Here is a 13,968-nt window from a genome sequence, read left to right as displayed (position 1 = left end):
AGGCCGCGGGACCGGGATGGATCTCAGTCCTGCACGACCGCCTCTGCCCCGCCCCCGAATTCCAGCTGCAGTCCGGTGCTCAGGCCGATGGTCTTGCCGGGGTCGACGTCATGGACGGAGCTGTCCGCCCGCCGTGCCGTCCAGCGGTGCCCGGTCCGGTTGGTGATCCCGAACCGCCCGCGCTGCTTGGGGTGTTCGGTCACCTCGGCGACCACGGCGGTGAAGTCGTGCCGCTCCGGGTCGACGTCCAGGTGGTGGGCGTACATCCGGGCCTGGGCGCCGAGCCGGATCGACCGGGGCTTGCTGCGCGAGGTCGCCGTGCCGGTGGTCAGACGCAGGCGCGGTGGCAGGCTCAGGGGGCGCCCGCAGCTCCAGCAGACGGGGGCGGGCCCGTCCGGTTCCGTGAGGTTCTGCCGGCCGCAGCCCGCGCAGAGGCAGATGGTGTCGAGGACCTCGCTGAGCGCGTCCCGCCACTGCCCTTCGCGCACCCGCCGGGCGGGGTTCTTCAGTCCGTCGGTGAAGGTCTGCTCGAACAGGGCGCGCAGTACGGGCGGGAGGGCTCCCCAGGTGGCGACGACGGTCTGCTGCTCCTCGGGCACCGGCCGGTTACGTGGGTCGGACGGGTCGTAGACGAAGACCGGATCGGTCCCGTACAGCTTGCGCCGGGCCGGTTCGTCCAGGCAGCGGATCTGCAAGGCCAGTGCGCCCTCGAGCGGGTGATGGTTCATCAGCAGCAGGAAGAGCAGGACGGCGAGGGAGTGGAGGTCGCTCTGGATGCCGGGCTGGGCGCCCTTGTCGCCGCGTACGAGTTCCGGCGCCATGAAGTCCATGGTGCCGGCGACGCCCGCACTCTCGCCCTCGACGACCGCGTTGTCGTTGTCGCACACCAGGACGTCGCCGGTGCGCGGGTCGAAGAAGATGTTGCCCCAGTTGATGTCGCGGTAGGCGATGCCCTTGGCGTGCAGGGCGCGGTAGGCCTCGACGGTGTGCAGGGCCGCCATGACGAGGGTGCGGATGGTGGTGGCGGCGAGCGCGGGGTCGCGGCGGAACAGCGCGGGCAGGTCGTGGAAGCGGGAAGGGCGTACGTCCATGAGGTAGCCGAAGCCGGGCCGTCGGCCGTCCGCGTCGACGACGATGGTCTGCGGCCACAGGAAGCGGTCGTCGCCCCAGCCGCGCCCGATGAGCCCTTCGAGGATCTGCCGCTGGCGGCCGTCTGCGAGTTGGGGGTAGTACCACTTCACGGCGCGGTCGCCCTTGCGGGTCTTCACCCGGTAGACCTCGCCCTGGCCGCCGGAGCCGAACATCTCGGCGACCTTGACCTTCTCCCCCTCCTCGGTCACCAGGGTCTGCCCGGCGGCGAGCATGCCGTTCACCATGCGCGGTTCCTCTCGTGGCTCACGTGTGTGGCGCGTCGTTCTGCTGGGGCGCGAGTTGGTCGGTGGCCTCGAACGCGCCCACGAGTGTCGTGTCGTCCCCGGAGTACTGGGCGGCCCGCCCGAGCCAGTCCGGCAGCCGGGTCCGTAGGGCGGGCATCCCGAGTTCGGTGGCGCGGCCCTGCACTCCGGCCGCGAAGTCGAGGAAGCCCTGGTGGTCGGTGAAGCTCTTGGACAGTCCGTCGGTGGAGAGCAGGATGCCCGACGGAGTCTCGTTGGTGAGGGGCTGCCAGTGGCAGCGTGCGCGGTGCCAGGACTCGGCGGCGCACAGGGAGTCCGTCTCGTCGCCGAGGTCGGGACCGGTGTACAGGGGCGTGTACGGAATGCCGACGGCGTCGAGGACGACGATGTCGCCGTCACCCAGCTGCCAGCACACCAGCAGCCGCCGGGTGAGGACGGCGCCGACGAGGGTGGCGCCGTACGCGGTGAGGTCGGGGCCCTTGGGGTTCTGCGCGGAGGGGTCGGCGGGCAGGCCGCCGTGGGCCGGGGAGTTGCAGTCGTGCAGTGTCGCGCGCTCGTACCAGCGGTGGGCCACTTGTTCGGGCAACCGCCGGGCCTGGGCGCGCAGTTCGGTCAAGCCGGCGTACCAGCGGCCCTCGTCACCGTCCTCCTCAGCCTCGTTGTCGTACTCCACTGCCGTGCGCGCGAACTTCCGTGCACACGCGACGAATTCGTCCACGGCCCAGCGCGCGCCCAGGTCACTGCGGAAGTGGGGCGCCGAGCCATGGCCGTCGGCCACGGCCAGGACGACAGCCTCTCCGCCGACGACGTGCCGTGCGGCGAAGCGGTCCTGGCTGTACTTCTTGCCCGCGCCCTTCACCATGCCCTCGAGCAGTTCCCACCGCCCGGGCGGTGTCGCACCGCCGTTCACCAGACGGGGTCTTCGTCCTCGTCCTTGCCCAGCGCCACGGGCGGCGGGGCCTGCATGGGACCGGCACCGTCGCCGTCGGTCCTGGGGGTGGAGGCCTGCTTCACGGCTGTGGACATCCAGCGGATCGCGGCGGCGAGCTGGCGCGGGTTCTTGGCGTGCAGCGGCTCCAGCTCCGGGTTGGCCAGGAACTCCTTGAGCATGCTCTTGTCGGCGTCGTCGCCGATGGCGAGGGCCACCCGCACCGCACGCTTACCCCAAGGCGTGTCGTCGATGGCGCGCAGCCCGGAGCGCCAGTCGTCGGTCGGCTGGCCGTCGGAGACGAGGGCCAGCACCGGCGGCAGGGCGCGCTGCGGCATGGGCGGCGTCTGCAGAGCGCCGGCCGCGAGCCGGAACGCGGCGCCCATGTCGGTGCCGCCGTAGGTGTGCAGGTCCTCCCAGGTGAACTGGTCCACCGGGGTCGGGTCGTTGATGTGCCAGCTGGCGCCGCCGGCGAAGGAGACGGCCCGGATCAGGAGGGTGGCTCCGGGGTTGGAGCGGGCGGCCTCCTGCATCTCCGGGATGGCCTCGCGGATGGCGAAGTTCAGCTCGGCGATCTTTCCGTTGATGCTCATCGAACCGGAACAGTCCAGCAGCCAGATGAAATGGACGGGACGGCTGGCCATACTGCCGCCGGGCAGGTCGAAAGTGCCGCTCACGCTGGTCCTCTCCCCCGAGACCGGGCGTGCGTCCGCCCAGGAGTTGCGTCGTCAAACTCTTCGCGAGCAAGCGTAGTTGAGAACCGGGCAGAAGATCAGGTGTGAGGAAGTATTGCCCGGGAAGCGGGACGCTCTGTGGGATCATCCGTGCTCGCGCGCGCCCCCGTGGCCCCTCATCTGATGGCTCCACTTGTTCCAGGCCTGCACCCACTTCTGGCCGCCCTGGCGCTGGGACAGCAGGTTGACCACCTCGTTGACTCCGTGCTCGCCCAGCTGCGCCAGCGCAGAGCCGATGACGTCGTCGGTCAGCTGGTCGGCGGCGTTCTTCCAGGCGCCCTTGGCACCGTCCCGGCGTTCGCGCCAGAGGGTGAACAGGATTGCCACGCGCCGCGGTTCACGCAGCGACGCCGGGTCCAGGGCGCCGCCGCCCGAGCGGTGGGCGTCGGTCACGGCCCGCTGATACTGGCCGATCAGCTTCATGTTGCCGGCGACGTAGTCCAGCGCTCTGGTGTCGCGCACCGTTTCGGGGTCGGTCCTGGCGATGCCGTGGGCGATCCCTCGGTCGACCGCATCCCGCAGCGCATCGGTCAGGCGCCCTGCGTCGTGCTCCAGGGCGGGCAGGCGCTCCATGGCCGGCACAAGCCGTTCCCGCCCGTGCGCGAAGTCGTGGGCGAGGACCAGGAGTCGGGCGACGGCCAGCTCCTGCGAGTTGAACTTCCGCGAAGCAACGGTCTCGCGCGCGAAGTCGACGAGCGCGGGAGTGACTTGGTCCGGGCGTTTGAGCCAGTGGGAGAGGCGGACTTCCAGCCCTTCCTCGACGATCAGCCGGGGGGAGCAGACCTCGGTGACCCTGCTCTGGTCGGGATGGGCCGGCTGGCCGTTCGGCGGCCAGACCAACGCCCACATGATCCGCAGGGTGGCGCCGTCGGGCACCTTTCCGTCCAGATGCCGTCGGGCCAGCTCGACCCAGATCTCGGCACCTGTCCGGCGGTACGGGTCGCGGCTCAGGTCCGCCGCCGACACGGCGAGGCGTACGGCGAGCGGGGCCCCGTCGAGGTGGGTGCGCAGCCAGCCGCCGTGCACGGAGCGGACCAGGTCCCGCAGTCCGCGGATACGACGCTCGCTGGGGTCCTGGACGAGCCGTTCGAGGACACGCCGGACCAGCCCGCGGTCCTGCAGCGAGATGAGCAGCGCGACGGCCTCATCGCAGTTCCGCCGCTTGTCGGGGCAGCTGAGGGCCTCGGCGAGCTGCGTCACGGCCGCGTCCAGTACGGGACTCCCGCCGACGCCGGAGGTGAGCAGGCCGCGCAGCGGCTTCTCCCAGGTGCCGAAGGGATACCGCAGCAGCTTGCGCAGTTCCTCCTCCGGCGGCGGACCGTACTCGCCGCGCAGGGTGTTCCAGGCCGCCTCGTCGAGCGGCAGGTCGCGGCAGGACTTCAGCACCTCGTCGGTGTCCTGTCGGCCCGCCGCCTTCAGGCGCCGCCTGGCCAGTGCGAGGGAGAGCTGCTGCACCGCGTCCGGCTGGTGTCCGCCGATCCGCTTGCAGATCTCGGTGAGGAATTCCTCGTCGTCGGCGTCCGGTTGGTCGCGCTCGGCCGCGTCCGTGGCGGCGGCCGCGATCTCCCGCAGTACGTCGCTCCGGAGGGCGGCGAGTTCGTCCCAGGAGCCGATGGCCAGGGCCCGGCGGGCGAGCGGCAGCAGGGCGAAGGGCTCGTCGTCCGGCCGCGGGGGCGTTCCCTCGCGCCAGAGCCATGCGGTCAGCTCGGCCCAGGCATCGGTCAGCGGCGGGCTGCCCGGGCCGCCGAGGCCGTCGTGGACCCGGTAGTGGTGGGTGACGGTCAGGGCGTCGTACCGGTCGAAGACCTGCGTGTCCGTGTCCGGGCCGATCCCGAGGATCTGCTGCGGGGCGCCGCCGGGGTCGGTGGTGGCGGTCGTGAAGGTCAGAGACCTCGCGTGTGCTTCGGGCAGCGAGGCGCAGGCCAGGGCGATCCAGCGGGCGACGGTCTCCTGGTCGGGCTCGGCCACGACGATCTGGCGGCCCGCGGGGTCGGCGAACAGCCTGCGCACGTCGGCGAGGAAGGAGGCCACGCGCGGGGCGTGCTCGCGCACGTGCCGCACCAGCAACGGCTCGTCCCAGCGCCTGCCGGGCTCCGCGAACGGTTCGTCGTCCGGCCCGCGCAGGACGGCCGGGCGCCAGGCGTCGACGGGCAGGCGCGGCCAGGTGGCGTCGTCGCCCGCCGCGTACTGCGCGTCGACGCGCAGTCCGGCCGACTTCTCGTCCGGGCGGGCGCTGCACAGCAGTCCGCCGCCGTCGCGGTGGGGCAGGCGGGTGTAGCTGAGCGCGGCTCCCACGGCGGGCTCTGCTCGGTGCGTGGCGGCGATGACCCGTTCCATCAGGTGGCCCGGCACGTCGTCGGGCACCGCGGTGACCGGGGTGAGCCGGTCGTCGCCGGTGCCGGGATCGCGGCGGAGCACGTAACTGAGTTCGCGGATGGCCATGCCCCCGATTCTCGCGATCTGCACCCAACGGCGCAGGCGGACGCAGAAGTTGAGCGCGGGGCGCACGGTAGCGGAGCGCTCCACGTCAGGGACCGGCCCGCGCCCCCGACCTACGCCCAGGGACCGGCCGCCGCCCCACCGCCCCTCTCTCGGCTTCGCTCGAGCGGGGGACCCCCACGACGGGCTGAAATCAGCCCGTCCGGCGTTTGAGGACCGGGGGTCCAGGGGGCGGAGCCCCCTGTATCAACCCCGCACCGCTCGCCCCACCTCCGCCCGCAACGCCACGAACTCCGCCAGCCCCCGCGTGCCGATCTGTTCCCGCTCCCCCGGCAGCCCCACCGGCAGATCGAGCACGACACGCGACCCGGGCCCCGCCGAGAGAACGACGACCCGGTCCCCCACGTACACACTCTCGTCGATGTCATGCGTGACGAACACGATCGTCGTCCCCTCTGCCCGATGCACGTCGAGCAGCAGATCCTCGAGGTCCTCGCGGGTCTGCGCGTCGAGGGAGCCGAAGGGCTCGTCCATGAGGAGGAGGGAGGGGCGGCAGACCAACGCCCGTGCGATGGCGACGCGTTGTTGCATGCCGCCCGACAGCTGCCAGGGATGGCGGCGGCCGGCGCCGCCGAGCCCGACGCGTTCCAGGATGCGTTCGGCCTCGTCCTGCCGTTCGGCACGGCCCATGCCCCGCCGGCGCAACGGCAACGCGACGTTCTCCCGGACGGACAGCCAGGGGAACAGCGAACGCCCGTAGTCCTGGAAGACGACCGCGAGCCGGTCCGGCACCCCGACGACCGGGTCCCCGTCGATGCTGACCGTCCCCTCGTGCGCGGGCAGCAAGCCCGCGATCGTTCGCAGCAGCGTCGACTTCCCGCACCCGGACGGCCCGACCACGCACAGGAGTTGACCGTCGGGCACGGTGAGGCTGATGTCGTGCAGGACGCGGTGTTCGCCGTAACGCTGACCGAGCGAGTCGAGGCGGAGCATACGGAGCGGTCACCTGTCCCGGGAGTCGAGCGTGCCGTCGGAGCCGGTACCGATACCGGTGACGCGGACGTGCAGCAGAAAGGGCCCGTCGCCGTCGCCGTGGGCCAGTGCCCGGTCGAGGGCGTCGGGGAGTTCGGCGGGCGATTCGACGTACGCCGCCGGGCATCCGAAGCCGGCGGCCAGCGCGGTGAAGTCGACGTCGCCGATCTCCGTGCCGGGGACGGGTGCGATGTCGATGCGGTGGCCGAGGGCGCGTACGGCGGCGTAACCGGCGTTGTCGAGGAGGACGTAGGTGACCGGCACCCGATGGCGCGCGGCGGTCCACAGTCCCTGGATGGAGTAGAGGGCCGAGCCGTCGCCCAGCACGCACACCACCCGCCGCCCATCGGCAAGGGCGCGCCCGACGGCCAGCGGCAGGCCCCAGCCGAGCGCGCCGCTGCCGGTGGTGAGGAAGCCGCCCGCCAAGTCGACCCGCACGCGCGCGTGGAGAGCCTCGCGGTGGCTCGGGGCCTCCTCGACCAGGACACGGTCGTGCGGCAGCCGCTCCTGAAGCAGGTCGAGGACCAGCTCCGGCGTGATGTGGTGGTCGGGAAGTGGCGCGGGGGTGGGTGCCGGACGCGGGGGCGGCGGTTTACGGTTCGACCGGTCCGACTCCCCCACCAGCTCCGCCAGTTGACCCAGGGCGGGCTTCAACGTCGTCACGATGCTCGTTCCCGTGGGCAGCCACGCCGCCTGCCCGGGGTCGCAGTCGAGGTGGAACAGTTCGGTGCGGGCGGGCAGTGGCGGGCTCTCCGTGTGGAAGTGGTACGTGAACAGGGGTGCGCCCAGGGCGACGACCACGTCGTATGCCTCCAGGCAGGCCGTCAGGCGGTCAGCGGCCGGTGGCAGGAAGCCCTGGAAGAGCGGATGGGACTCGGGGAAGCCGGAGCGGCCGGACATCGGGCTGATCCAGACGGCCGCGCGGGTGCGTTCGGCGAGGGTGCGGGCCTCGGCGAGGGCGTCCTCGTCGTCGACTCCGGGCCCGACGACCAGGGCGGGCCGTTCGCAGGTGTCTAGGCGTGCGGCCAGGGCGGACAGCGCGCTCGTGTCGGCGGTGAACGCGCCGTGCACGGTGCGTGGTTCGACGGGCGGGGCCGGCTGGTCCCAGTCGTCCTCGGGGATCGAGACGAAGACGGGGCCGCGCGGGTGGGACATGGCGATGCGGTGGGCCTCGGCGAGCACCGCGGGTACGTCCTCCGGGCGGTCCGGCTGGCGGCTGAACTTCACGTACGGGCGCGGAAACTGGGCCGGTTCGTCGGCGCCGAGGAACGGCCGCAGCTGGAGCAGCGGGCGCGACTGCTGGCCGGCCATGACGACGAGGGGAACCCGGTCCCGGTACGCGTTGAAGACCGCGCCCAGCGCGTGTCCGGTGCCGCCCGCCGAGTGCAGGCTGACGAGAGCCGCGCGCCCGGTGCCGAGCGCGTGTCCCGCGGCCATGGCGACGGCGACGGACTCCTGTAGTCCGAGTACGTAGGTGAAGTCATCGGGCCAGTCGCGGAACATCCGCAGCTCCGTGGAGCCCGGGTTGCCGAACACCGTGGTCATGCCGGTGTCGCGGCAGAACTGCACGACGGCGTCCAGAACTGTTCCGGTCGCAGGGTTCATACGGGCCTCCCTCTGCCGAGCAGTCGTTTCTCGACCGCCAACAGGCCGGTGTTGAGCAGATATCCGAGCGCGCCGAGCAGGACCAGCGCCGCCCATACGGTGAGCAGATCCGAGCGTGACTGGGCGTCGGTGAGGGTGAAGCCGATGCCGTTGGCCGTGCCCGGCAGCAGCTCCGAGAAGACCATGAGGATGAGGCAGAGCGAGAGGCTCAGCCGCAACCCGGCGAAGATGCGCGGCAGCGCGGACGGCAGGAGCAGCAGCCACAGCCGCTCGGGCGCGGTCAGCCGCAGTACGGCGGCGACTTCGAGCCGTAGCGGGTCGGTGTTGCGCGCTCCGTCCGCCGTGTTGATCAGTACGGGCCATACGGCGCTGAAGACGATCGACGCAAGCTGCATCGGCGTACCGAAGTCGAAGACCACGACGAAGACGGGTACGAGGGCCGGGGGCGGGATCGCGCGGGCGAACTGGAGCACCGGGTTGCAGAGCGCGTACGTCCGGTGCGAGCGGCCGACCGCGATGCCGAGGGCGATCCCGGCGACGGCGGCGATCGCGAAGCCGGCGGCCATGCGGCCGAGGCTGGGCAGGATGTTGTCGACGGCTGCGGCGGTGAGGAACGCATGCCCGACGGGCCCCGAGAACCACAAGTCGTAGGCATGCCCGGCGATGTCGGCGGGCGGCGGAAAGTACACACTGCCGTGCGCCCGAGCGACGACCTGCCACCCCGCGACGGCCACCGCGAGCACACCCCACCGCAGCAGCACGCCCCGCACGCCCCGGCTCACCGCCGCTCCCGATGTTCGGGTGTCCACGGGAACAGCTGCCGTTCGCCCCACACCAGCACGCTGTTGATCAGCAGCCCGAGCGCTCCGGCCCACACCACGCCCGCCAGGACATCCCGGGTGCCGTCCGTCGCGAGGCCCGCCTGGGCGATGAAGATGCCGAGGCCCTCGCCGAAGCCGGCGAGGACCTCGGTGGCGACGGCCAGGATGAGGGCGATGGCGGCGGAGATGCGGATGCCGGCGGCGATGAAGGGGGCGGTGGCGGGGAGTTCGACGCGGAGGAGGACCGCGAGGCGGCCGAAGCCGAAGGCGCGGAGGGTGTCCTTGGCCAGGGGGTCGGTCTCGCCGAGGCCGTAGACGGTGTTGAAGAGGATCGGCCAGACGGAGGCGTACGTGATCAGCGCGACCTTCGTCTCGGTGCCGGAGCCCAGCAGCAGGGACACCAGCGGGATCAGCGCCACGGAGGGCAACGGGCGCAGGAACTCGACGATGGCGCGTACGGCGTCGTCGACGACGGGCACGCTGCCGAGCAGCAGGCCCAGCGGGATGGCGATCGCGCAGGCGAGGCCCAGTCCGAGCGCCCAGGCCAGCAGCGTGGCGCCCAGTCCGTCCAGGAAGACCTGATCGCCCGCCAACTCCACGGCGCGCGCGAGGACTTCGGAGGCGGGCGGCAGATAGGTGCGGCGTACCAGACCGGCCCGGCTGACCGCCTCGCACAGCCCGAACGCGAGCAGCACACCGAGCCCGCCGAGCAGCAACTCCTGCCTTCGTCGCACCGGGTGGCCCCAACCGAGTCGTCCCAACCGAGCGGCCCTACTTGACCAGGAGCGTGGCCGGATCGACCGGTTTCTTCAACAGGCCCTGTTCCTCCATGAGTTCGGTGAGTCGGCTCAGCTGTCCGGGGTCCGTCGTCTCGGGATACTCGGGCAGCCGGATCGTCTTGGCCTGATCCGGCGTCACCTTGGCGTACTTGGGGAGCTGTTCCCGTATCGCCGACGGATCCTGCGTCGCGAGCTTCGCGGCGGCGGCGATGGCCCGCTGGAAGGCCGCCGCGGTCTTCGGGTTCTTCTCGGCGAACGGCCCGGTCGTGACGTATCCGCTGATCGGTATGGACTCCACGGGCGCTGAGCCGCCGTCGATGAGCACCCGGGCGTTCAGGTCCTTCTGGAGGGCGCTGTTGAACGGTTCGGCCGCGTGCACGGCGTCGACCTGGCCCTTTTCCAGGGCGGGCCCCATCTGCGGGAAGGCGATCTGCCGGTAGACGGGGCGGTCCGCGCCCTCCTTGGCGAGGATGGCGTTCAGGGTCAGCGACTGGATGTTGTTGAGGATGTTGACGGCGAGCTTCTTGCCCTTGAGGTCGGCGACGCTCTTGATGTCCGAGTCCTCGGGCACGAGGACGTCCATCATGTGCGGCGCGACACGGGCGCCCTCCGCGAGGACACGGACGTCGAGGGTGCCCTTCTCATGGGCCTGCAGGAAGGTGACGTAGTTCGCGCTCGCGATCACGTCGACCTGGCCCTTCGACAGCGCGGGCAGCGCCTGGATGCTCTGCTGGACGGGCTGGATGCGTACGTCGAGGCCCTCTTTCTCGAACAGGCCCCGGTCCTGCGCGAGGTAGAGAGTCGCGTCGTCGGCCAGCGGGAGTGCGGCGACGGAAATGCTCGGCTTCTCCAGCCCGTTGCCGCCCGAGCCGGCCTGGTCGGAGTCGCCGCCGCAGGCGACGGCGGTCATCGCCAGGGCGACGGCCGTGACGATCAACTGGCTTCTGTGTAACCGGACTTGACCCATCTCGCACATCTGACGCATCGACATGCGCGCATGCCTATCGCAATCCCGAGACGACCACAACATGCCTATGCGCCGATCGTCACCCTTTGAGGAAAGCCGGTTCGCAACCTTTGCAAAAAGGCCCACGGTGCTCCCGATGCGCTCCGGACCGGCGTCACAGAAGCGGCTCAAGTGGCGAGGCTTGACGATTCATCAGGCGTTACTTAGGTTTGCCTTACCTAAACAGCGGAAGCCTGCGAAAGGTCAACTGCCCATGAGATCCGCCCTGTTCGCCCGTGCCACCCGTACCGTCGCCGTCGGCGCGACCGCCGCCGCGCTGACGATCGGGCTCGCCACCTCGGCCTCGGCCGCCACCGCCACGCGGACGGTGACGGTGAGCGGCACGACGTACAACCTGTCGCTGACGGCCCCCGACACCCTGTCAGCCGCAGGGCAGAACATCACCGTCTCCGGCAGCGGCTACAACACCATCCAGGGCATCTACATAGGCCTGTGTGTGATCCCCGACGGCGTCGAGGTCGGCAACCCGTCGACGTACACCTCCCGGCCGACCCCCTGCCTCGGCGGCGCGGACCAGTCGGGCACGACCGGCGCCTCGCACTGGGTGTCGAACTTCGGCGGCGGCATGGTCGCCAACAGCTCCGTCTACGGCTCCGGCGGCTCCTTCAGCGTCAATGTGCACGTGAACCCGACGATCGCCGCCGGCCAGGTCTGCGGCACGGACGTCGAGTGCGCGATCGTGACGCGCGCCGACCACACGGCGAGCGGCACCCGCTCGTACGACGTCTACGTCCCGGTCTCCTTCTCATGACCACGCCCGACAGATCCCGGGGGCGGGGCAGCGGCCTGTCCCGCCCCCGGGCGGCGGGCGCCCTCGCCGGAATCACCGCCGTGGTCCTGACGGCTGTCGTCGGCGCACCCATCGCGGGCGCCGACGACGCCGATCCGTCGGCGACCGGCGGCGGATACGCGCAGACCGCGCGCAACACGGCCGTCGGCAAACCGCTGGACCTGCTGGTGCACCCCGAGTCCGGGAAGCTGTACGTCGGGTCCGACACCGTCGCCGGTACGGCGGGCGCAAGCCTGGCGGGCCTCTACGTCGTCGACCCGGACTCGGGACAGACCCTGAGCTGGGTGAAGGAGTCCCCGGGCAGTACGGGGCAGCCCGCACAGCTCCCGGCGAAGCGGTTCGCCGGGCCGCTGCCGGGCGACGGTGTGCACTACCTGGTCGGGCTGCGCGGTATCGCCGCCGCGAAGGACGGCGAGGCGGCGGGACGCGGCGGCTGGCTCACCGGTACGGCGATCACGCAGGCCAAGCCGGGTGCGAAGGACGGCACGGTCGTGGTCCTGCGCGGCACCAGGCTGGAGGAGGTCACCGTCGCCGAGACGTCGGTGACCGTGGAGCGCTCCCTCACCCTGCCGGCCGGCGGACCCCTCGCCGTCGACCGGGCCGCCGGCCAGATCTGGGTCGCCGACAACACCAACAGCCTGCTGCGCAGGGTCGATTCGGCCGGCTTCGCACTGGACGGCACCGAGATCACACTCGGCGCCGGTGCCGCGGTGAGCTTCCTGGAGTGGGACACCGAGCACGGTGTGCTGTGGGCGGGGCGCGGTGCCGCACTGGAGGCGTACGACATCTCCACGGGCAAGCTCGCCGCCTCCTTCGAGTCGGACCCCGGGGACTCCGTCGCCGATGTCGCCGTCGACCCGGGCTCCGACCAGGCCTTCGCCGTGTGGCAGGACTTCGGCAATCCGCCGGAGGAGGGGGACGGCGTCGGACGGCTCGCGGTCTACGACACGGCGGCTCTGAAGGACTCCGGCGAGGATGTCGAACTTCCGGGCGTCCACGGCCAGTTGGGCGCTTCCTCCATCGCGGTGACGCCGGGCGGCGAGTCGGTGTTCGTGGGGAGCCCGGCCGACGGCTCGGTCACCACGTTCCAGCGGCCTCCGGCTCCGTCCGAGTCACCGACACCCACCGAATCGCCCACGCCGTCCGGCTCCCCGTCGCCGTCCGACGGGCCCTCGGAGCCGGAGCCGGATCCCAGTGGCACCGATGCGACCGGTGATCCGACGGCCGACCCGTCCGCCTCGGACGGCGTGGTCCCCATCGACATCCCGACGTCCAGCGGGGACAACGGAGGCAACGGGACCGGAGGCAGTGTCGGTGGCAGCGGAGACAGCGGCTCACTGACCACGACCACCGGTGGCGGCTCGGCGGCCACATCCGGCGAAGGCATCCTCGCCTCCACCGGCACCACCGTGCTGCTGACCGCCGGAACCGCCGCCGCCCTGTTCGCCGGCGGCACCGCAGCGGTCCTGTGGCGCCGCCGAGCGGCCACAGAGTAGAGACGTCAGCTCCGCAGAAGCCGGACGGGCTGAAATCAGCCCGTCCGGCGTTTGAGGACGAGGCCGCAAGGCCGATACGGGGGTCTGGGGGCGGAGCCCCCAGCGGGGTCCCAGGGGCGGAGCCCCTGGTGGTAGAGACCCTACGCATCAGTGCTGTTGCGGTTTCTGCGGCGTCGCCTCGCTCGGGCGTACGACGACGTATCCCTCACCCTGCAGCATCAGCTGGACCGCCTCCCCCGAGCCGCCGCGGATCATCGAGCCGATGGACTGCGAACGGTGCAGGCTGGTCTGGAGGTTGGCCGTCCAGCCGACGATCGCGTCCGTGTCGACGTACACCGGGTACTGCGGCGAGACCGGGATGACCAGCGGATTGCCCTCGCAGACCAGGCCGAGCCTGCCCTGCCCGGTGAAGACGCTGTTGAACAGGCCGCCGCCGGTCATGCCCGCGCCCTTCACGGTCTTGATCTCGTACGACAGTGAGGCGTCGAAGCACAGGACGTTGCGGCCGTTGACGGTGAAGACGTCGCCGGGGTCGATGTCGACGATGAAGCAGTTCTGCGCCTCCTGCGCGAACCAGGCCTCTCCCTGCCCGCGGACCGCCATGAGCGACAGCCCCTCCCCGGTGACGGCGCGCTTGAGCATGCCGCCGACTCCCTGGCCCTTGCGCTCGAACTGCAGGTTTCCCCGATAGGCGATCATCGCCCCCTGTCGTGCGAGCATCTCGCCGTTGATCATGTATCGGATCGACTTGGCGTTCTGCACGCTCATGCCCACGGTGGTGGCGGGCTGCACCATGTACTCACTGGAAAACAAGTCACCCTTCATGCGGGCATCGTGTCCCGGACGTGCACGTTCCGCCATCCGGCGACGGAATGAGAAGCATCGCCGAAGGTATCCGTCTGCGGAACGAAAGACGGGGCGGC

At 71.3% G+C, this 13,968-nt stretch carries 12 protein-coding genes; 2 read left to right on the top strand and 10 right to left on the bottom strand.

The window, feature by feature from the left end:
* Window positions 1-23: 23 nt before the first annotated feature.
* The 9 genes from ACYVO6_RS37875 to ACYVO6_RS37835 form a co-directional block, all read right to left on the bottom strand.
* Window positions 24-1,376, bottom strand: coding sequence for a protein kinase domain-containing protein (locus tag ACYVO6_RS37875; protein ID WP_461069439.1), 1,353 nt, complete (start codon window positions 1,374-1,376; stop codon window positions 24-26).
* Between the two features lie 19 nt (window positions 1,377-1,395).
* A complete protein-coding gene (locus tag ACYVO6_RS37870; protein ID WP_461069437.1) occupies window positions 1,396-2,304 on the bottom strand; it encodes a protein phosphatase 2C domain-containing protein in 909 nt (302 codons plus the stop codon).
* Window positions 2,301-2,966 carry a vWA domain-containing protein gene (locus ACYVO6_RS37865; protein ID WP_461069507.1) on the bottom strand — a complete coding sequence of 222 codons (666 nt, stop codon included), beginning with the start codon at window positions 2,964-2,966 and terminating at the stop codon, window positions 2,301-2,303. Before ACYVO6_RS37865 ends, ACYVO6_RS37870 begins: the two co-directional genes overlap by 4 nt.
* Window positions 2,967-3,140: 174 nt before the next feature.
* The gene (locus ACYVO6_RS37860; RefSeq protein WP_461069435.1) at window positions 3,141-5,498 is read right to left on the bottom strand and encodes a GTPase-associated protein 1-related protein; all 2,358 of its coding nucleotides are present in this window, start codon (window positions 5,496-5,498) and stop codon (window positions 3,141-3,143) included.
* Window positions 5,499-5,741: 243 nt separating this feature from the next.
* A complete protein-coding gene (locus ACYVO6_RS37855) occupies window positions 5,742-6,488 on the bottom strand; it encodes an ABC transporter ATP-binding protein (RefSeq protein WP_461069433.1) in 747 nt (248 codons plus the stop codon).
* Between the two features lie 9 nt (window positions 6,489-6,497).
* Window positions 6,498-8,132: a benzoylformate decarboxylase gene (gene mdlC, locus ACYVO6_RS37850; protein ID WP_461069431.1), complete on the bottom strand. Its 1,635-nt coding sequence runs from the start codon at window positions 8,130-8,132 to the stop codon at window positions 6,498-6,500.
* A complete protein-coding gene (locus ACYVO6_RS37845) occupies window positions 8,129-8,914 on the bottom strand; it encodes an ABC transporter permease (protein ID WP_461069429.1) in 786 nt (261 codons plus the stop codon). The genes mdlC and ACYVO6_RS37845 overlap by 4 nt, the downstream gene beginning before the upstream one ends.
* A complete protein-coding gene (locus tag ACYVO6_RS37840; protein WP_461069427.1) occupies window positions 8,911-9,687 on the bottom strand; it encodes an ABC transporter permease in 777 nt (258 codons plus the stop codon). Before ACYVO6_RS37840 ends, ACYVO6_RS37845 begins: the two co-directional genes overlap by 4 nt.
* A gap of 37 nt (window positions 9,688-9,724) precedes the next feature.
* Window positions 9,725-10,669, bottom strand: a complete 945-nt coding sequence (locus ACYVO6_RS37835; RefSeq protein ID WP_461069425.1) for an ABC transporter substrate-binding protein — start codon at window positions 10,667-10,669, stop codon at window positions 9,725-9,727.
* Between the two features lie 283 nt (window positions 10,670-10,952).
* Between ACYVO6_RS37835 and ACYVO6_RS37830 the strand changes: the two genes are divergently transcribed.
* Window positions 10,953-11,510: a hypothetical protein gene (locus tag ACYVO6_RS37830; protein WP_461069423.1), complete on the top strand. Its 558-nt coding sequence runs from the start codon at window positions 10,953-10,955 to the stop codon at window positions 11,508-11,510.
* A complete protein-coding gene (locus ACYVO6_RS37825) occupies window positions 11,507-13,045 on the top strand; it encodes a hypothetical protein (RefSeq protein ID WP_461069421.1) in 1,539 nt (512 codons plus the stop codon). The genes ACYVO6_RS37830 and ACYVO6_RS37825 overlap by 4 nt, the downstream gene beginning before the upstream one ends.
* Window positions 13,046-13,192: 147 nt before the next feature.
* On the opposite strand, the gene ACYVO6_RS37820 is transcribed toward ACYVO6_RS37825, so the two are convergent.
* Window positions 13,193-13,870, bottom strand: a complete 678-nt coding sequence (locus tag ACYVO6_RS37820; RefSeq protein WP_461069419.1) for an AIM24 family protein — start codon at window positions 13,868-13,870, stop codon at window positions 13,193-13,195.
* Window positions 13,871-13,968: the final 98 nt, after the last annotated feature.

This window comes from Streptomyces pseudoechinosporeus, assembly GCF_054783935.1.
Note: the sequence above shows the minus strand (reverse complement) of the source record. Positions and strands in the feature narration are given on the sequence as shown.

Excerpts from the sequence above, each read along its gene's own strand:
- ACYVO6_RS37860 (WP_461069435.1), bottom strand. The coding sequence starts at position 5,498 with ATGGCCATCCGCGAACTCAGTTACGTGCTCCGCCGCGATCCCGGCACC.
- ACYVO6_RS37865 (WP_461069507.1), bottom strand. The coding sequence starts at position 2,966 with ATGGCCAGCCGTCCCGTCCATTTCATCTGGCTGCTGGACTGTTCCGGT.
- mdlC (WP_461069431.1), bottom strand. The coding sequence starts at position 8,132 with ATGAACCCTGCGACCGGAACAGTTCTGGACGCCGTCGTGCAGTTCTGC.
- ACYVO6_RS37825 (WP_461069421.1), top strand. The coding sequence starts at position 11,507 with ATGACCACGCCCGACAGATCCCGGGGGCGGGGCAGCGGCCTGTCCCGC.
- ACYVO6_RS37830 (WP_461069423.1), top strand. The coding sequence starts at position 10,953 with ATGAGATCCGCCCTGTTCGCCCGTGCCACCCGTACCGTCGCCGTCGGC.
- ACYVO6_RS37855 (WP_461069433.1), bottom strand. The coding sequence starts at position 6,488 with ATGCTCCGCCTCGACTCGCTCGGTCAGCGTTACGGCGAACACCGCGTC.
- ACYVO6_RS37875 (WP_461069439.1), bottom strand. The coding sequence starts at position 1,376 with ATGGTGAACGGCATGCTCGCCGCCGGGCAGACCCTGGTGACCGAGGAG.
- ACYVO6_RS37820 (WP_461069419.1), bottom strand. The coding sequence starts at position 13,870 with ATGAAGGGTGACTTGTTTTCCAGTGAGTACATGGTGCAGCCCGCCACC.